Source organism: Ruegeria sp. BF12, from assembly GCF_056538705.1.
The window spans coordinates 448,703-464,896 of sequence record NZ_JBQFTP010000003.1; the positions used below are offsets into that span (position 1 = coordinate 448,703).

Genomic DNA, 16,194 nt, shown 5'->3' on the forward strand with positions numbered 1-16,194 from the left:
CGAGGTAACTGCGGGGCGCTTTCCGGTAAAGGATCAGAACTTATGGACGTAGGATACGCCGACAAGGAAGGGATCGATTTCGGCTTTGCCGATTTTCGTTCCGTTCAGCTTGACGTCCGAGTCGATGTCGAACCAGCGGACGTTCAGACGAACAGCGCCATTGTCAGAGACCATGTAGTCCAGACCGGCCTGCAACGAGACACCAAAGGAGTTGTCGACTTTCAGGTCGCCCAGCGGGGATTTCTCGTCGAAGAAGATCGTGTAGTTCAGACCGGCGCCGACATAAGGTTTCCACGCGCTGTTGGTCGCGAAGTGATAGTTCAGCGACAGTGTGGGCGGCAGGTGCTTGACGCTGCCGGCGTCGACGCTTCCGCCCAGGGTGACGTTGTGTTTGAACGGCGTTGCCGCCAGCAGCTCGATACCCAGATTGTCACGGATGAAGTACTCGGCGGTGAAGATCGGGCGGGTGTCCGAGTCGATCTCGGCCTTTTGTCCGGCCAGCGTGCCATTGTCGGATTTGGGGTCGAGGTAACCGACACCGACACCGACGGTCCAGTCACCCTGCGACTGGGCAAGTGCGGGGGCGGCAAGCGCCACCAGCGCGGTGGAAAGGGTCAAAGCGGCGAGTTTCTTTTGCATGTTCTTGCCTTTGGTTTTGTTGATGAAACCGCTTTGACAGCCGCAAGGTGCGTTCACTCTGATCTGCATCAAATCTGTGTGACGGATCCGTTGGGAGCTTCAGCGACAAAGTTCAGAAAAATAAGGAACTTCCGGTGTGGTAGACGCTAATCGCATACCGGGCTTGCGCCCAGCGGGTGGCTGGGATGTTCCGTCACGTCTGAACATGGCGCGTCAGTGTCTGGCCCACGCGCCCGAGCGGGTCGCGTTGATTGATCTGACCGGGGCAGGCGAGGAGCGCGTCACCTATCGGCGGCTCGCAGAAATGACGGACGGGCTTGCGCGCGCGTTGTTGAAAAAGGTGCAGCCGGGCGACCGGGTAGGCGTTCTGCTCAGCCAGTCGACCTGGTGCGCGGCGTCACATCTGGCGATCTGGAAAATCGGCGCGATCTCGGTGCCTTTGTTCAAACTGTTCAAGCAAGACGCCCTTCGATCTCGTGTGGGCGATGCCGGGGCGCGGGTCGTTCTGACCGACCCGGAAGGTGCTGCGCTGCTGGGGGATCTGGCCGAGCCGTTGATGGTCGATCAGATAGGCGAGGAAGGTGATCCGGTGCCCTTCGCCGACACCGGCCCCGAGGACCCGGCGGTCCTGATCTATACGTCCGGTACGACAGGCAGCCCAAAGGGCGCGTTGCATGGCCATAGGGTTCTGACCGGGCACCTGCCGGGCGTCTCGATCAGCCACAACAACCTGCGCGAAGGAGACTGTCTGTGGACACCCGCCGATTGGGCCTGGATCGGAGGGCTGTTTGACGTTCTTATGCCCGGTCTCGCACTGGGCATCCCGGTCGCTGCCGCGCGCCTGGACAAATTCACTCCCGAGGCCTGCGCAGACGTGATCGCGCGTGGCGGAGTGCGGAACGTATTTTTCCCTCCAACTGCGTTGCGAATGCTCAAGGCGGCGGATCAGTCCATTCCGGGGTTGCGGTCTGTTGCCTCGGGGGGTGAGCCCCTGGGGGCCGAGATGCTGGCCTGGGGTCAGCGGGCGTTTGGCTTGACGATCAACGAGTTTTACGGGCAGACCGAATGCAACATGGTCGTCTCCTCCTGCTCGGAAGACTTCCCGGTACAGCCCGGCTGCATCGGTAAACCGGTGCCGGGGCACGAGGTTGCGGTGATCGACGAAGACGGCACTCCGACCGACGAAGAGGGTGACGTGGCGATCCGGCGAGGCTCCGCCTCGATGCTGCTGGAATACTGGAAGCGCCCTGAGGCGACTGCTGAGAAATTTCACGGCGACTGGCTGATCACCGGCGACCGCGGCGTGTGGGAGGGCGACTATCTGCGCTTTGTCGGTCGCGATGACGATGTGATCACGTCCGCTGGCTATCGCATCGGTCCGGCCGAGATTGAGGATTGCCTGCTGACCCACCCGGCGGTGGCGACAGTGGGCGTCGTCGGCAAGCCCGATCCCCTGCGGACCGAGATTGTGAAGGCCTATGTGGTGTTGAAACCTGAGGCACAGGCGACGGGCGCCGAGTTGCAGGATTGGGTCAAGGACCGTCTGGCGCATTACTCCTACCCACGCGAGGTGACGTTTCTGGAGGAATTGCCGATGACAGTGACGGGTAAGGTGATCCGTAAGGAATTGAAGGCGCGGGCGGCGGGGGAAGTTATTAAATGATACGTTCGTTAATCTTGTTAGTGTTCGTTCCGACAGTTACTTTTGCCCAACAAGCTTCAGTGGATGACGCCTACATCCGGCAGTGTTTTTCCCAGGAACGGACGGGGACGAATGTACCTGAGTGCACAGGACAAGCAGCAAACACTTGTCAGGCTTCGCCGGGGAATGACACGACGATTGGGATATCTCTGTGTATTCAGGCAGAAACTGCGGTTTGGGATGCGCTTCTCAATGAACAATACAAGCTACGTCGCTCAGAATTAGCTGAACAAGACCCAGAACTGGCAAACCAATTGCGAGATGTCCAGCGGGCGTGGATCAGATTCCGGGATGCTGAGTGCGGGTTGCAATATAGCTTGTGGTCAGGCGGGACGATCCGAACGATCGTAGCCGCAAACTGCTATTTGGTTGAAACTGCTGAACGTGCGTTGGAACTACGCGATTTGGGGAATATGGAATGAAACTCACATCCAAAGCCATGCCCGCCTCCGAGGGCTTCAAGGCAAACCGATCTGCACACCTCGACGCGCTGGCACAAATCTCTGCCGCTGCCGAAGCGGCCCGCATGGGCGGAGGCGAGAAGTCCCGTGCGCGGCATGAATCGCGCGGCAAGATGCTGCCGCGTCGCCGCGTGGCAAACCTGCTCGATCCGGGGTCTCCGTTTCTGGAAATCGGTGCAACGGCGGCGCATGGGATGTATGGCGATGCTGCCCCGAGTGCCGGTGTTGTCGCGGGCATTGGCAGGGTGCAGGGACAAGAGGTCATGGTGGTGTGTAACGATGCCACCGTGAAGGGCGGCACCTATTACCCGATGTCGGTCAAGAAGCACCTGCGCGCGCAGGAGATCGCTGAGGAAAACAATCTGCCCTGCATCTATCTGGTCGATAGTGGCGGCGCCAACCTGCCCAATCAGGATGAGGTCTTTCCCGACCGCGACCACTTCGGCCGCATCTTCTACAATCAGGCGCGGATGAGCGCGAAGGGCATCCCTCAGATCGCCGTGGTCATGGGGTCGTGCACAGCGGGTGGGGCTTATGTGCCAGCGATGTCGGACGTGACGATTATCGTGAAAGAGCAGGGCACGATCTTTCTCGCCGGACCGCCTTTGGTCAAAGCGGCAACCGGTGAGGTGGTCAGCGCCGAAGATCTGGGGGGTGGCGATGTTCATACCCGCCTGTCCGGTGTGGCGGATTATCTGGCCGAAGACGATGCACATGCTCTGGCGTTGGCGCGTCGGGCCATGGGTTCATTGAACCAGCGCAAGCCGCAGACAGTGGATTGGGCCAACCCCGAAGATCCCGCCTATGACCCCGAGGAAATCCTGGGCGTCGTCCCTGCCGACCTACGTACGCCTTACGATATCCGCGAGGTGATCGCGAGGCTGGTCGATGGCTCGCGCTTCGATGAGTTCAAGCCCCGGTTCGGTGAGACGCTGGTGACCGGCTTTGCTCATGTCAAAGGTTGCCCGGTTGGGATCATTGCCAATAACGGCGTGCTGTTTTCGGAGGCCGCGCAGAAGGGCGCGCATTTTGTCGAGCTATGTTCGCAGCGCAAGATCCCGCTGGTGTTCCTGCAAAACATCACCGGGTTCATGGTCGGTCGGAAATACGAAAACGAAGGCATCGCGCGGCATGGGGCCAAGATGGTGACGGCGGTGGCCACAACCTCGGTCCCCAAGATAACCATGCTCGTTGGTGGCTCGTTCGGTGCTGGAAACTACGGCATGGCCGGTCGTGCCTATCAGCCACGCTTCCTGTGGACCTGGCCGAACTCGCGGATTTCCGTGATGGGCGGTGAGCAAGCCGCGGGCGTGCTGGCCACCGTAAAACGCGACGGGATCGAGCGGCAGGGCGCTACCTGGTCGGCTGAAGAAGAGGCTGAGTTCAAGCGCCCGACGCTGGAGATGTTCGAGGAGCAATCGCACCCGCTTTATGCTTCGGCGCGGCTATGGGATGACGGCATCATCGACCCGCGCAAAAGCCGCGATGTTTTGGCTCTGTCGCTGAGCGCCGCACTGAATGCGCCGATCGAGGAGACACGTTTCGGCGTGTTCAGGATGTGAACATGCCAACGTCATTCGAAAAACTGAGCATTGATTGGAATGCCGATCCAAATGCTCCGCTGCCCAAGGTAGGAATTGAGAAAAACCAGTGTTGGCTGCGTTTTGCTCCGAACGTATGGAGCAATCCAGCTGAGTTGTCACAAGGCGCGCTGTATTTGCAATTCGATAAATGCCACAGGTTCCGGTTTTTGCCATTAAATGAGGAAGGTTGGTACAAGGGACAATGCCGCTTCAGCAAACTCGCGCCGGAATGGGGAGAGTTCTTTGCTGTGACCGGTGATCTCTTGGAGGAACAGGAAAAAACTCCCTGGGTTAGGGTTGGAGAAAAGCCGACGCTTGCCAACCACTACTTATTCTATTTTCGTGATGAAACGTTCGAATGCACAGCGTCTTCATGGGATCTCAAAACTGAAATGCCAATTGGCGTGTCATTCGAAGGGCCGGTTTACAATGTTCACTAAAATCCTGATTGCGAACCGGGGTGAAATTGCCTGCCGGGTCATGGAAACGGCTCAGAAAATGGGCGTGTCCTGTGTGGCGGTGTATTCAGACGCTGATGCCTCGGCAAAGCATGTGCAGATGGCGGATGAGGCGGTCCATATCGGCGGCGCGGCCCCCGCCGAGAGCTATCTGAAGGGGGATGTGATCATTCAGGCGGCGCTGGACACAGGCGCGCAGGCGATCCATCCCGGTTACGGCTTTCTGTCCGAGAACCCCGATTTCGTGGATGCGGTCGAGGCCGCTGACCTGACCTTCATCGGCCCGTCGGCAGATGCGATCCGCAAGATGGGCCTGAAGGACGCCGCAAAGGTTTTGATGGATAAGGCAGGGGTGCCTGTCGTGCCGGGTTATCACGGCGACAATCAGGACCCTGAGCATTTGGCCGGTGCGGCTGACACGATCGGATACCCGGTTTTGATAAAGGCCGTTGCTGGCGGAGGCGGCAAGGGCATGCGGTTGGTCGAGCGTCCGGAGGATTTTGCCTCGGCGCTGGACAGTGCCCGGGGTGAGGCGCGGACCGCGTTTGGCAATGATGCGGTGCTGGTCGAAAAGTTTGTCGCCAAGCCGCGCCATATCGAGGTGCAGGTGTTCGGCGACGGCGCTCATGCTGTGCATCTGTTTGAGCGGGATTGTTCGCTGCAGCGTCGGCACCAGAAGGTGATCGAAGAAGCCCCGGCCCCCGGCATGACACCTGAGATGCGCGAGGCGATGGGGCAGGCGGGCGTGCGCGCAGCCGAGGCAATCGGTTACAAGGGCGCGGGGACGGTTGAGTTCATTGTGGATGCCTCGGACGGCCTGCGCCCGGACCGGTTCTGGTTCATGGAGATGAACACGCGCCTTCAAGTGGAGCATCCGGTAACAGAGGCGATTACCGGCGTGGATCTGGTGGAATGGCAGTTGCGTGTTGCATCAGGCGAGACGCTGCCGAAGCGTCAGGAGGACCTGTCGATTTCGGGCCATGCGTTCGAGGCGCGCCTGTACGCCGAGGATGTGCCGAAAGGCTTTCTGCCAGCGACTGGTACGCTGACACATCTGCGGTTCCCGGCGGATTGTCGCGCCGACAGCGGCGTGCGAGCAGGCGATACAATCAGCCCCTGGTACGACCCGATGATCGCCAAGGTGATCGTCCACGGCCCCACGCGTGCCGTCGCGCTGGAGCAGTTGCATCGCGCTCTGCAAGGCACCGAAGTCGCGGGAACAGTGACGAACCTCAGCTTTCTTGGCGCGCTAACCAGGCACGAGGGATTCGCCGCTGGTGATGTGGATACAGGTTTGATCGGGCGCGATCTGGGCGCTCTGGTTCAGGAGACCCCAATCCCGGCGACATCCATGGTTGCTGCCGCCATGACGGCATTGGATCTGGTCGATACCGGTGAGGAAACGGGATTTTCGCTTTGGGCCCCGCTGCATCGGGCCGTTCAGTTGCGTTCTGAGGACGTCATCGATCTGGATGTGCAGGTCGAGGGCCCAAACCGACAGCTTTGGCAGGTGGGCGGCGAGACCATCCTGTCCGAGCGTAGTGCAGGTGGATGGACTATCGGTGGCGAGGCGATGCCACGCGTTTCCATCTCGAGTTCTCGGATCACGGTATTCCGGAACTATGGGCAAGCCATTGATATCGTTGACCCGTTGGATCGGGATTCCAGTGCTGCCGGCGATACTAATGTGATCGAAGCCCCCATGCCAGGTCTGGTCAAAGCGGTCTTTGCCGAAGTGGGGCAAGCGGTGCAAGAAGGCGACCGGCTGGCAATTCTGGAAGCGATGAAGATGGAGCATTCCCTGTTGGCCGCGCGCGATGGTGTCGTTGCCGAGGTGCTGACGGGCGCGGGGGCTCAGGTCGAGGCCGGCGCCGCTCTGGTCCGGCTGGAGGAGGAATGATCTGTCCCGTTTCCGCGCAACGTGGCACAGTCGGTTTGAATACGGCAATCAGAAAAGGGCACAGCCATGGGTGATCGGGTCGAAATCTTTGAGGTGGGTCCGCGAGACGGATTGCAGAACGAAAAGCGAGAAATACCAGTCTCCGAAAAGGTGGCTCTGGTTGATTGCCTCAGTCGGGCCGGTTTCAACCGTATCGAAGTGGCCAGCTTTGTTTCACCCAAATGGGTGCCGCAAATGGCAGGCAGCGCGGATGTGTTGGCGGGGATTAAGCGGGCCGATGGAGTGCGCTATGCTGGGCTGACACCAAACATGCGGGGCTACGAGGACGCGCTAGCGGCCAAAGCGGACGAAATTGCGGTGTTCGCTTCCGCCTCCGAAGGATTTTCGAAGGCAAACATCAACGCTACCATCGAGGAGTCTATTGAGCGCTTTACGCCGATCTTAGAAGCCGCGCGCCATATTGACCTGCCGGTGCGTGGCTATGTGTCCTGCGTCACCGATTGTCCCTACGACGGTCCAACTCCGCCTGAAAAAGTGGCTGAGATCGCGGACCGGCTGTTCTCGCTGGGATGCTACGAGGTCTCGTTGGGGGACACGATCGGGCAGGGGACACCCGACACCATCGCCCATATGCTGCTGGCGGTGCGTGAGCGTGTGCCGATGACCCGCTTGGCAGGTCACTTCCATGACACCAACGGGCGGGCGATTGACAATATCGACGCTGCGCTGGCGCTTGGCGTTCGGGTTTTTGACAGTGCTGTCGGTGGGTTGGGTGGCTGTCCTTACGCGCCCGGAGCTGCAGGGAACGTGGCCACCGAGGCCGTCGTCGCCCACTTGGAAAGGCTTGGATATCAGACTGGGATTGACCCGGACGTCATCGAAGAGGCCGCGCAGATGGCGCGCGCCATGCGGTCGGAGTAAGGAGCAGTCATGTTCGAAACGATTTCGGTGACCGCGGACGCCCGCGGCGTGGCCACCCTGACTTTGGATCGCGCTGAAAAGCACAACGCCATGTCGGCGCAGATGATCACCGAGTTGACACAGGCGGCTGGTCAGCTTGGGGCGGATAATGCTGTGCGGGTAGTTGTGCTAACCGGTGCGGGAAAGAGCTTTTGCGCGGGAGGCGATCTGGGCTGGATGCAGGCGCAAATGGCAGCCGACCCCGAAACGCGATTTGTCGAAGCGCGCAAGCTTGCGGAAATGCTGCAGGCGCTGAACTCACTGCCCAAGCCTCTGATCGGCGCGATACAGGGCAATGCGTTTGGCGGCGGCGTCGGGATGGCATCGGTCTGTGATATGGCGGTTGGTGTCGATACGGTCAAAATGGGACTGACGGAAACCAAGCTGGGTTTGATCCCCGCGACGATTGGTCCCTATGTCATCGCTCGCATGGGTGAAGCCCGCGCGCGGCGCGTGTTCATGTCTGCTCGGCTATTCGATGCAGCTGAAGCAGTGGAGCTCGGACTGCTGGCCAAAACTGTGCCCGCCGATGGTCTTGGCGACGCGATCGAGGCGGAAGTCTTGCCCTACCTTTCCTGTGCGCCGGGGGCGGTTGCATCCGCAAAACAACTGGTTCGGCAGCTGGGGCCATGCATTGACGATGCCGTTATCGATCACACGATCCGCCAACTGGTTGAGAGGTGGGAAACCGACGAGGCCAAAGAGGGAATCGGCGCATTCTTCGAAAAACGAAAACCTGCATGGATTAGTTAGGTTTAGGCGCTACTTGCGAAGCGTTTGCGACTGGATGTGCAAAGCATCTGCCAGCGGCTGCGCCGGGACGAATATTAGTCGCCTGCGCGTTTCTGTTCGGTTGACCCTCTGACCCCGCGCGGATAGAGAATGTCCAGTCAACACGCCAATTGACGGCGCACCCGTTCAGGGTATGCGCAGGAAAGGAGCTGTACGTGGAAGACCTATTGCGGGAGTACCTCCCGATTCTGGTGTTTCTGGCCGTAGCTGTAGGCCTTGGAATCGTCCTGATTCTGGCTGCTGTCGTTCTGGCGGTCCGTAATCCCGACCCCGAAAAAGTCAGCGCATATGAATGTGGTTTCAACGCCTTTGACGATGCGCGGATGAAATTCGATGTCCGGTTCTATCTGGTCTCGATTCTCTTTATCATCTTCGATCTGGAAATTGCCTTCCTGTTCCCGTGGGCCGTCGGCTTCAAGGACATCAGCGACGTGGGGTTCTGGTCCATGATGGTGTTCCTGGGCGTTCTGACTATCGGCTTTGCCTATGAATGGAAGAAGGGGGCCCTGGAATGGGAGTGATGACGGGCGCAAACACCGCTGGCGTCGACAAAGAAGTCGCCACCCAAGCCCTGAACGCCGAGTTGCAGGACAAAGGGTTTCTGCTGACCTCTACCGAGGACATTATCAACTGGGCCCGCACCGGTTCGCTGCACTGGATGACCTTTGGTCTGGCCTGCTGCGCGGTTGAAATGATGCACACCTCAATGCCGCGCTATGATGCTGAACGGTTTGGCATCGCGCCGCGTGCGTCGCCCCGTCAGTCTGACGTGATGATCGTGGCGGGCACACTTACCAACAAAATGGCTCCGGCGCTGCGCAAGGTTTACGACCAAATGCCCGAGCCGCGCTATGTCGTTTCGATGGGCTCCTGCGCGAATGGCGGTGGTTATTATCACTATTCCTATTCTGTTGTGCGCGGCTGTGATCGTGTCGTTCCGGTGGACATTTATGTGCCCGGCTGCCCTCCGACTGCCGAAGCACTGCTGTATGGTCTGATGCAGTTGCAACGTAAAATCCGCCGCACCGGCACAATCATACGCTGAGGAGAGAGCTGATGAGCGAAGCACTCAAGGAACTCGGCGCGCAGCTGGAACTGAAGCGGGCAGACTGCGTGTTGTCATGGGATGTGACCCACGGTGAGCTGAACGTGGATGTTGCCCTGTCGAACGTCGTGGAATTCATTGAATTTCTGAAGTCCGACCAGAACTGCAAGTTCACGACCCTCGTGGATATCACTGGTGTCGATTACCCCGAACGCGCCAAGCGATTCGACGTGGTTTATCACTTCCTGTCGATGTACCAGAACCAGCGCATTCGCCTGCGGGTCTCGATCCGCGAAGAAGATATGGTGCCCTCAATCACTGACGTTCACCCCTCGGCCAACTGGTTCGAGCGTGAGGTGTTCGACATGTTCGGCATTCTGTTTTCCGGCCACCCGGATCTGCGGCGCATCCTGACCGACTATGGGTTCCGCGGCTATCCGTTGCGCAAGGACTTCCCGACCACCGGCTATACCGAAGTGCGATACGACGAGGCGCAAAAGCGTGTGGTCTACGAACCGGTCAGCCTTGTTCAGGAATACCGTCAGTTTGATTTTATGTCCCCATGGGAAGGGGCGAATTACATTCTGCCCGGGGATGAGAAACAGGAGACCTAATCATGTTCGAGTTCCTGATCTGGATAGTTTTGGTGGTGGCAACGGTCGTTCCGATGATCAAGCTGCTGCCGCATTTCGGGATCAACAAGAACTGGGCGTTTGCATGCATCATCTCTCCAGTCGTGATCGTCCTGCTGTGGATGATGGCCATGAAGCTGCAAGAGATGGAGCGCCGCTGACATGATAGGCGAATTGATCGTTTTGGGCGCGCTGGGGGTGCTGCTGGCAGGGGCCGCGGCAAAGGCGGCTGAGGCGGAAAAGGTCCGGGTTCGGGCCGAAGCGAAAAAGAAACGGGGGCGTTGATGGACGGCTCAAGATACGATGACGGCAGCACGGACGCGCTGAGCGGAGAACAGAAGATCCGCAATTTCAACATTAACTTCGGCCCGCAACACCCTGCGGCGCATGGGGTTCTGCGTCTGGTGCTTGAGCTGGACGGCGAGATCGTCGAACGCTGCGATCCGCATATTGGTCTGCTGCACCGTGGCACCGAAAAGCTGATGGAAAGCCGGACGTATCTGCAAAACCTGCCGTATTTCGACCGTCTCGACTATGTGGCGCCGATGAACCAGGAACATGCCTGGTGTCTGGCCATCGAAAAGTTGACCGGTGTCGAGGTGCCGCGCCGGGGCTCACTGATCCGGGTTCTGTATTCCGAGATCGGGCGCATCCTGAACCACCTGCTGAACGTGACCACGCAGGCGATGGACGTGGGCGCGCTGACCCCGCCTCTGTGGGGGTTCGAGGAACGCGAAAAGCTGATGGTGTTTTACGAGCGTGCCTGTGGTGCGCGCCTGCACGCCGCTTATTTCCGCCCCGGGGGTGTGCATCAGGACCTGCCGCCGGAACTGCTGGACGATATCGAGGCATGGAGCCATGAATTCCCAGCCGTTCTGGATGATATCGACGGTCTGCTGACCGAAAACCGCATCTTCAAACAACGCAACGCCGATATTGGCGTGGTGACCGAGGATGACATCCAGAAATACGGCTTCTCGGGCGTGATGGTGCGTGGATCGGGTCTGGCATGGGACCTGCGTCGCGCGCAGCCCTATGAATGCTATGACGAGTTCGAATTCCAGATCCCCGTAGGCAAGAATGGCGACTGCTATGATCGCTATCTCGTCCGCATGGAAGAGATGCGCCAGTCGCTGCTGATCATCCGTCAGGCCATTTCCAAAATCCGTGAATGCCCCGGTGACGTTCTGGCCCGTGGCAAGATCACCCCGCCGAAACGCTCGGACATGAAGACCTCGATGGAAAGTCTGATCCATCACTTCAAGCTGTACACCGAAGGCTTCCACGTCCCTGCGGGCGAGGTCTATGCCGCCGTCGAGGCCCCCAAGGGCGAATTCGGCGTCTATCTGGTCGCCGACGGCACCAACAAACCTTACCGGGCCAAACTGCGTGCCCCGGGTTATTTGCATCTGCAAGCCATGGATCATGTCGCTAGGGGCCACCAACTGGCCGACGTCGCCGCGATTATCGGGACGATGGATGTTGTGTTCGGGGAGATTGACCGGTGACCAAGGCCGTTCTGATCCTGAGTATTGCTGCTGCCTTCAACGCGGCGGGCGTTGCCGCCGCGCAGCACCCCACTGCTAAGGTATTGGAGGTGATGCGTGAAAGCGGTTGTCGACTACATACAGCGAATGCCGAAAACGCGTTCTCTTCGCGAGGATTGACTCCAGAGGATGTCAGCGCTGTGATCAATGGCTGGGCCGAACAAGGGCTGGCTGGCTTGGATGGCTCGGTTTTTGAGATTGCTCCGGCGATTTGTGGCGCACATGGTCTGGCGGCGGAGGATGCCGAGGGTCGTGTAGATGCGTTGTATGAGTTCGTTCGCCTAAACGGGTGCCGCATGGGGGAAGAGGAGGCCGAGATCAAACTACGGCCTGCTGGTTTCACCGAGACCGAAACTCCGGTCCTGATAGACCGGCTGATCGCTGACGGCCGTGCGCATCAAGAAGATCCCTATATTATCGTGATTGGAGATGCCTGCTAATGCTGCGCCGTCTGCACCCCGAACAACCCGAGAACTTTGCCTTCACCGCTGCAAATCAGCAGTGGGCCGAAGCGCAGATTACGAAATATCCCGAAGGGCGTCAGGCCAGTGCGGTCATCCCGCTGCTGTGGCGTGCACAGGAACAGGAGGGCTGGCTGAGCCGTCCGGCGATTGAATCCGTCGCCGACATGCTGGGCATGGCCTATATCCGCGTGCTCGAGGTTGCGTCGTTCTACTTCATGTTCCAACTGCAACCGGTTGGTTCAGTTGCGCATATTCAGGTCTGCGGCACGACGTCGTGCATGATCTGCGGGGCCGAGGATCTGATTGCGGTCTGCAAGGAAAAGATCGCGGCCAAGCCGCATGCGCTGTCAGCCGACGGCAAACTGAGCTGGGAAGAGGTCGAATGCCTTGGCTCCTGCACCAATGCGCCGATGGCGCAGATCGGCAAGGATTACTACGAGGACCTGACCGCCGAGAGTTTTGGTAAGATCATCGACGATCTGGTGGCGGGAAAAGTGCCGGTTCCGGGCCCGCAGAACGGGCGTTACGCGGCAGAGCCATTGAAGGGGCTCAGCAGCCTGAACGAATATGAAGCCGGTAAGCCTCAGTATAACGCTAGTGTCGAACTGGCGACCGATTTGGGCGATACGGTCAAGCGCATCGACGGCACCGAAGTGCCGATCCTGACGCCTTGGCTCGGCCAAGATGGCAAGGCAGCGGCGTCCAAGGCGGCCCCGAACCCGCCAAAAGCCCCTCAACCCGCGAAACCCGCCGTAAAACAGGCGGAGGAGGCAAAGGCTAAGGAAGAACAACCCGAAACGCTAAGCGAGGCTCGGGGCGGCCAGCCGGATGACCTCAAGCTGCTGAAAGGTGTTGGGCCGAAGCTGGAAGAGACGCTGAACGAACTGGGCTTTTACCACTACGACCAGATCGCGAAATGGACACCGGAACAGGTGGCCTGGGTTGATGCCCGTCTGAAGTTCAAGGGGCGGATCGAACGCGATGGCTGGATCGAACAGGCTGGTAAACTAGCGGCGGGTGAGGAAACCGAGTTCGCCAAACGTGCCAAGGAAGACGGTACTTACGAAGACTAATATTGCGGTGCCCATCCGGGGTATCAAGGTGAGATGGACAAGGAAAAAGAACAGGCCATAGCCCGCAAGGGCCGACATATCGGGGTGGTCATCGCCGTGACCATGCTGCTGTGGCTTGCCATGTCGCTGTTCATCGGCCCCGCGCTAGGATTGCCGGGGCGCTATGCGCTGCTGTTTGATTTCGCCGCTCTGGCGGGGTTTATCTATGCGGGCGTGAACATTTTTCAACTCTGGCGCATGCGTCAGGACAGCTGAAGGTTAGACACGATGCTGAAGGATCAGGACAGGATCTTTACCAACATCTACGGGATGCATGAGCGCAGTTTGAAAGGCGCGCAGTCCCGCGGGCATTGGGACGGCACCGCTGGCCTGATCGGGAACGGGCGCGACTGGATCATCCAGACGATGAAGGACTCGGGCCTTCGCGGACGCGGTGGTGCGGGTTTCCCAACCGGTCTGAAATGGTCGTTCATGCCCAAGGAAAGCGATGGGCGTCCGGCCTATCTGGTCGTAAACGCAGACGAATCCGAGCCGGGAACCTGTAAAGACCGTGAGATAATGCGTCATGATCCGCATACGTTGATCGAAGGCTGTTTGATCGCGTCTTTCGCGATGAATGCGCATACCTGCTACATCTACCTGCGTGGCGAGTACATCCGCGAACGTGAGGCGCTGCAGGCGGCAATTGATGAGGCTTATGACGCGGGCTTGCTGGGCAAGAACGCTGCCGGATCGGGCTGGGATTTCGATCTGTTCCTGCATCACGGGGCCGGGGCCTATATCTGCGGTGAGGAAACCGCCCTGATCGAAAGCCTTGAGGGCAAAAAGGGCATGCCGCGCATGAAACCTCCGTTCCCGGCTGGGGCGGGGCTTTACGGCTGTCCCACGACTGTGAACAATGTGGAATCCATCGCCGTTGTGCCGACGATCCTGCGTCGCGGGGCGGACTGGTTTGCAGGCTTTGGCCGTCAGAACAACGCGGGCACCAAACTGTTTGCCATCTCGGGCCACGTAAACAACCCGTGTGTGGTCGAAGAGGCGATGTCTATCCCGTTCGAGCAGCTGATCGAAACCCATTGCGGCGGTATTCGCGGCGGTTGGGATAACCTGCTGGCGGTGATCCCCGGTGGTTCATCGGTGCCTTGTGTGCGCGGAGAGGACATGCGCGACGCGATCATGGACTTCGACCACCTTCGCAACGACTTGGGGTCGGGGCTTGGAACAGCGGCGGTGATCGTGATGGACAAGTCCACCGACATCATCAAAGCGATCTGGCGTCTGTCGAAATTCTACAAGCATGAAAGCTGCGGTCAGTGCACGCCCTGCCGTGAAGGCACGGGCTGGATGATGCGCGTGATGGATCGACTGGTAAGGGGCGAGGCCGAACTGGAAGAGATCGACATGCTGTTTGACGTGACCAAGCAGGTCGAAGGCCACACGATCTGTGCTTTGGGAGATGCGGCCGCCTGGCCGATCCAGGGCCTGATCCGCAACTTCCGGGAAGAGATTGAGGACCGTATCAAAGCGCAAAAATCGGGGCGCATGGGAGCAATGGCGGCGGAGTGATTGGAGTGCGTAACATCGAGCCAATCTCAAGCCGCGTTCTGGTGAAGGAGTAATGTCATGGAGACTTTTGCGGAGTATTCACACGCCATCGCGTCCCTCGTGATCTTTACGGTGATCATCCTGTTTTTGTCGCCGTTTTCAGCACTGGCCAAGGCTGGAAAAGGATTGGCTCCAGGCGCTACGCCGGATCAGGATTATTCGGACAAGGCCTATCGACTGAACCGGGCCTATCTGAACGGAACCGAAACGCTACCCGCCTATCTGACCGTCACAGTCGCGGCCATCCTGTTGGGTGCCAGCCCGTTCTGGGTGAACCTGCTTGCCTCGCTGGCCCTGGTTGCGCGCATCGTCATGTTGGTTATTCACATGCGTGGAATCGGAAAACCTCATAGCGGTTTGCGATCCGTGTTTTACGTCATCGGATGGGCCTGCATGGTCCTGATGGGCGTCATGGCTTTGGTGGCGGCATTTTGATGAATAAGAAAGGTATCCCTTCGTTGGCAGGAAGAAGTTTCTGGATAGGACGCGCGGCATTGGCCGGCGCGTTGGGCGTGCTGACGATCGTCTCAGCCTGTGGAATCGTGTCGCCCTCCGACGACCGAATTCTCTTTGACGGCAAGCCATTCCGGGCCAAAGCGAAAGCCGTTGATAAGAAAAAAGCGCCTGCGGATTTCACCGTGGTTGTGAACGGGGTGTCGGCTTCGTTGGATGGCGCGCGCGAAGCTGGGCGCTATGAGGGCACCAAGTTCTGTATCGCAGCCTTCGGCACTTCGAAAATCGACTGGAAAGTCGGGCCCGAGACCGAACCGCAAAATCTGCGCATCGCCGACGATAAAATGACCTTTGCCGGAACCTGCCAGCGACCATGAAGCGGTTTTTTGCATATCAACCAGCGGCATCGGGGATGTTATTGAATAGCGCCCCGAGCGCAGATCGTTTTGGAGGTTCCAAGACGAAAGGATTTGTCATGTCTGGTTTGAAACTGCTCGCTCTGCTGTTGGTGCTTGCGCTTCCGGCCGTTGCGGAAGCAAAGTCGCCCTTGCGCGAAGTCAAGGAGATTGACGACGAGCTTTATTACATCGCGATTGCAAACGAGATTTCGGAATACTGCCCGTCGATCAGCGGGCGTCGACTGAAGGCGATCGGAGTGATGTGGGGGCTGAAGTCCACAGCAAACAATCTGGGGTACTCGGACAGCGAAATCCGGGCCTACGTGGAATCGGATGCCGAAAAGAACCGGATGCGCGCCAAGGGCGAGGCTTATCTGGCCCAGCACGATGTGTCCTACGACAACCCCAGTTCCTTCTGCACGCTTGGGCAGGCGGAAATCGAAAGAAACAGCGCCATCGGCGTGTATTTGAGGGCGAACTAG

The 16,194-nt window shown here is 59.0% G+C and carries 21 protein-coding genes; 20 read left to right on the forward strand and 1 reads right to left on the reverse strand.

The features are described from left to right. Positions 1–33 precede the first annotated feature (33 nt). Positions 34–639 carry an OmpW/AlkL family protein gene (locus ACR0J0_RS07840; protein ID WP_480662702.1) on the reverse strand — a complete coding sequence of 202 codons (606 nt, stop codon included), beginning with the start codon at positions 637–639 and terminating at the stop codon, positions 34–36. Positions 640–775: 136 nt separating this feature from the next. Between ACR0J0_RS07840 and ACR0J0_RS07845 the strand changes: the two genes are divergently transcribed. From ACR0J0_RS07845 to ACR0J0_RS07940, 20 genes are all read left to right on the forward strand, one after another. Then, positions 776–2,302, forward strand: a complete 1,527-nt coding sequence (locus ACR0J0_RS07845; RefSeq protein ID WP_480662704.1) for an AMP-binding protein — start codon at positions 776–778, stop codon at positions 2,300–2,302. Next, on the forward strand, positions 2,299–2,763 hold the full coding sequence (locus ACR0J0_RS07850) for a lysozyme inhibitor LprI family protein (RefSeq protein ID WP_480662705.1): 465 nt from the start codon (positions 2,299–2,301) through the stop codon (positions 2,761–2,763). Before ACR0J0_RS07845 ends, ACR0J0_RS07850 begins: the two co-directional genes overlap by 4 nt. Further along, a complete protein-coding gene (locus ACR0J0_RS07855) occupies positions 2,760–4,364 on the forward strand; it encodes a carboxyl transferase domain-containing protein (RefSeq protein ID WP_480662707.1) in 1,605 nt (534 codons plus the stop codon). Before ACR0J0_RS07850 ends, ACR0J0_RS07855 begins: the two co-directional genes overlap by 4 nt. Positions 4,365–4,366: 2 nt before the next feature. Further along, positions 4,367–4,825, forward strand: coding sequence for a hypothetical protein (locus tag ACR0J0_RS07860; RefSeq protein ID WP_480662709.1), 459 nt, complete (start codon positions 4,367–4,369; stop codon positions 4,823–4,825). Further along, a complete protein-coding gene (locus ACR0J0_RS07865) occupies positions 4,815–6,743 on the forward strand; it encodes an acetyl/propionyl/methylcrotonyl-CoA carboxylase subunit alpha (protein WP_480662710.1) in 1,929 nt (642 codons plus the stop codon). Before ACR0J0_RS07860 ends, ACR0J0_RS07865 begins: the two co-directional genes overlap by 11 nt. 66 nt (positions 6,744–6,809) lie before the next feature. Then, positions 6,810–7,664, forward strand: a complete 855-nt coding sequence (locus ACR0J0_RS07870) for a hydroxymethylglutaryl-CoA lyase (protein WP_480662712.1) — start codon at positions 6,810–6,812, stop codon at positions 7,662–7,664. Between the two features lie 9 nt (positions 7,665–7,673). Next, positions 7,674–8,456 (forward strand): crotonase/enoyl-CoA hydratase family protein, encoded by a 783-nt coding sequence (locus tag ACR0J0_RS07875; RefSeq protein ID WP_480662714.1) that lies wholly within the window; start codon positions 7,674–7,676, stop codon positions 8,454–8,456. A gap of 194 nt (positions 8,457–8,650) precedes the next feature. Further along, positions 8,651–9,016 carry an NADH-quinone oxidoreductase subunit A gene (locus tag ACR0J0_RS07880; RefSeq protein ID WP_050602775.1) on the forward strand — a complete coding sequence of 122 codons (366 nt, stop codon included), beginning with the start codon at positions 8,651–8,653 and terminating at the stop codon, positions 9,014–9,016. Next, positions 9,007–9,540, forward strand: coding sequence for a NuoB/complex I 20 kDa subunit family protein (locus ACR0J0_RS07885; RefSeq protein ID WP_480662716.1), 534 nt, complete (start codon positions 9,007–9,009; stop codon positions 9,538–9,540). The genes ACR0J0_RS07880 and ACR0J0_RS07885 overlap by 10 nt, the downstream gene beginning before the upstream one ends. Positions 9,541–9,551: 11 nt before the next feature. After that, positions 9,552–10,154 carry an NADH-quinone oxidoreductase subunit C gene (locus ACR0J0_RS07890; protein ID WP_480662718.1) on the forward strand — a complete coding sequence of 201 codons (603 nt, stop codon included), beginning with the start codon at positions 9,552–9,554 and terminating at the stop codon, positions 10,152–10,154. Between the two features lie 2 nt (positions 10,155–10,156). Then, complete coding sequence (locus tag ACR0J0_RS07895; RefSeq protein WP_170422563.1) at positions 10,157–10,333, forward strand: hypothetical protein; 177 nt, start codon at positions 10,157–10,159, stop codon at positions 10,331–10,333. 1 nt (position 10,334) lies between these two features. After that, a complete protein-coding gene (locus ACR0J0_RS07900; protein ID WP_480662721.1) occupies positions 10,335–10,457 on the forward strand; it encodes a hypothetical protein in 123 nt (40 codons plus the stop codon). Next, positions 10,457–11,680, forward strand: coding sequence for an NADH-quinone oxidoreductase subunit D (locus ACR0J0_RS07905; protein WP_480662722.1), 1,224 nt, complete (start codon positions 10,457–10,459; stop codon positions 11,678–11,680). Before ACR0J0_RS07900 ends, ACR0J0_RS07905 begins: the two co-directional genes overlap by 1 nt. Then, a complete protein-coding gene (locus ACR0J0_RS07910) occupies positions 11,677–12,159 on the forward strand; it encodes a hypothetical protein (RefSeq protein WP_480662724.1) in 483 nt (160 codons plus the stop codon). The genes ACR0J0_RS07905 and ACR0J0_RS07910 overlap by 4 nt, the downstream gene beginning before the upstream one ends. After that, positions 12,159–13,256 carry an NADH-quinone oxidoreductase subunit NuoE gene (gene nuoE / locus ACR0J0_RS07915; protein ID WP_480662726.1) on the forward strand — a complete coding sequence of 366 codons (1,098 nt, stop codon included), beginning with the start codon at positions 12,159–12,161 and terminating at the stop codon, positions 13,254–13,256. Before ACR0J0_RS07910 ends, nuoE begins: the two co-directional genes overlap by 1 nt. Positions 13,257–13,289: 33 nt before the next feature. After that, a complete protein-coding gene (locus ACR0J0_RS07920; RefSeq protein ID WP_480662728.1) occupies positions 13,290–13,511 on the forward strand; it encodes a DUF5337 domain-containing protein in 222 nt (73 codons plus the stop codon). Positions 13,512–13,523: 12 nt separating this feature from the next. Further along, positions 13,524–14,822 carry an NADH-quinone oxidoreductase subunit NuoF gene (nuoF, locus tag ACR0J0_RS07925; protein ID WP_480662730.1) on the forward strand — a complete coding sequence of 433 codons (1,299 nt, stop codon included), beginning with the start codon at positions 13,524–13,526 and terminating at the stop codon, positions 14,820–14,822. Between the two features lie 57 nt (positions 14,823–14,879). Continuing rightward, positions 14,880–15,296: an MAPEG family protein gene (locus tag ACR0J0_RS07930; protein ID WP_480662732.1), complete on the forward strand. Its 417-nt coding sequence runs from the start codon at positions 14,880–14,882 to the stop codon at positions 15,294–15,296. Continuing rightward, positions 15,296–15,691, forward strand: a complete 396-nt coding sequence (locus ACR0J0_RS07935; protein WP_480662733.1) for a hypothetical protein — start codon at positions 15,296–15,298, stop codon at positions 15,689–15,691. The genes ACR0J0_RS07930 and ACR0J0_RS07935 overlap by 1 nt, the downstream gene beginning before the upstream one ends. Before the next feature lie 98 nt (positions 15,692–15,789). Then, positions 15,790–16,194, forward strand: coding sequence for a DUF5333 domain-containing protein (locus tag ACR0J0_RS07940; RefSeq protein WP_480662735.1), 405 nt, complete (start codon positions 15,790–15,792; stop codon positions 16,192–16,194).

Excerpts from the sequence above, each read along its gene's own strand:
- ACR0J0_RS07840 (WP_480662702.1), bottom strand. The coding sequence starts at position 639 with ATGCAAAAGAAACTCGCCGCTTTGACCCTTTCCACCGCGCTGGTGGCG.
- ACR0J0_RS07850 (WP_480662705.1), top strand. The coding sequence starts at position 2,299 with ATGATACGTTCGTTAATCTTGTTAGTGTTCGTTCCGACAGTTACTTTT.
- ACR0J0_RS07855 (WP_480662707.1), top strand. The coding sequence starts at position 2,760 with ATGAAACTCACATCCAAAGCCATGCCCGCCTCCGAGGGCTTCAAGGCA.
- ACR0J0_RS07860 (WP_480662709.1), top strand. The coding sequence starts at position 4,367 with ATGCCAACGTCATTCGAAAAACTGAGCATTGATTGGAATGCCGATCCA.
- ACR0J0_RS07865 (WP_480662710.1), top strand. The coding sequence starts at position 4,815 with ATGTTCACTAAAATCCTGATTGCGAACCGGGGTGAAATTGCCTGCCGG.
- ACR0J0_RS07870 (WP_480662712.1), top strand. The coding sequence starts at position 6,810 with ATGGGTGATCGGGTCGAAATCTTTGAGGTGGGTCCGCGAGACGGATTG.
- ACR0J0_RS07875 (WP_480662714.1), top strand. The coding sequence starts at position 7,674 with ATGTTCGAAACGATTTCGGTGACCGCGGACGCCCGCGGCGTGGCCACC.
- ACR0J0_RS07885 (WP_480662716.1), top strand. The coding sequence starts at position 9,007 with ATGGGAGTGATGACGGGCGCAAACACCGCTGGCGTCGACAAAGAAGTC.
- ACR0J0_RS07890 (WP_480662718.1), top strand. The coding sequence starts at position 9,552 with ATGAGCGAAGCACTCAAGGAACTCGGCGCGCAGCTGGAACTGAAGCGG.
- ACR0J0_RS07895 (WP_170422563.1), top strand. The coding sequence starts at position 10,157 with ATGTTCGAGTTCCTGATCTGGATAGTTTTGGTGGTGGCAACGGTCGTT.
- ACR0J0_RS07900 (WP_480662721.1), top strand. The coding sequence starts at position 10,335 with ATGATAGGCGAATTGATCGTTTTGGGCGCGCTGGGGGTGCTGCTGGCA.
- ACR0J0_RS07905 (WP_480662722.1), top strand. The coding sequence starts at position 10,457 with ATGGACGGCTCAAGATACGATGACGGCAGCACGGACGCGCTGAGCGGA.
- nuoE (WP_480662726.1), top strand. The coding sequence starts at position 12,159 with ATGCTGCGCCGTCTGCACCCCGAACAACCCGAGAACTTTGCCTTCACC.
- ACR0J0_RS07920 (WP_480662728.1), top strand. The coding sequence starts at position 13,290 with ATGGACAAGGAAAAAGAACAGGCCATAGCCCGCAAGGGCCGACATATC.
- nuoF (WP_480662730.1), top strand. The coding sequence starts at position 13,524 with ATGCTGAAGGATCAGGACAGGATCTTTACCAACATCTACGGGATGCAT.
- ACR0J0_RS07930 (WP_480662732.1), top strand. The coding sequence starts at position 14,880 with ATGGAGACTTTTGCGGAGTATTCACACGCCATCGCGTCCCTCGTGATC.
- ACR0J0_RS07935 (WP_480662733.1), top strand. The coding sequence starts at position 15,296 with ATGAATAAGAAAGGTATCCCTTCGTTGGCAGGAAGAAGTTTCTGGATA.
- ACR0J0_RS07940 (WP_480662735.1), top strand. The coding sequence starts at position 15,790 with ATGTCTGGTTTGAAACTGCTCGCTCTGCTGTTGGTGCTTGCGCTTCCG.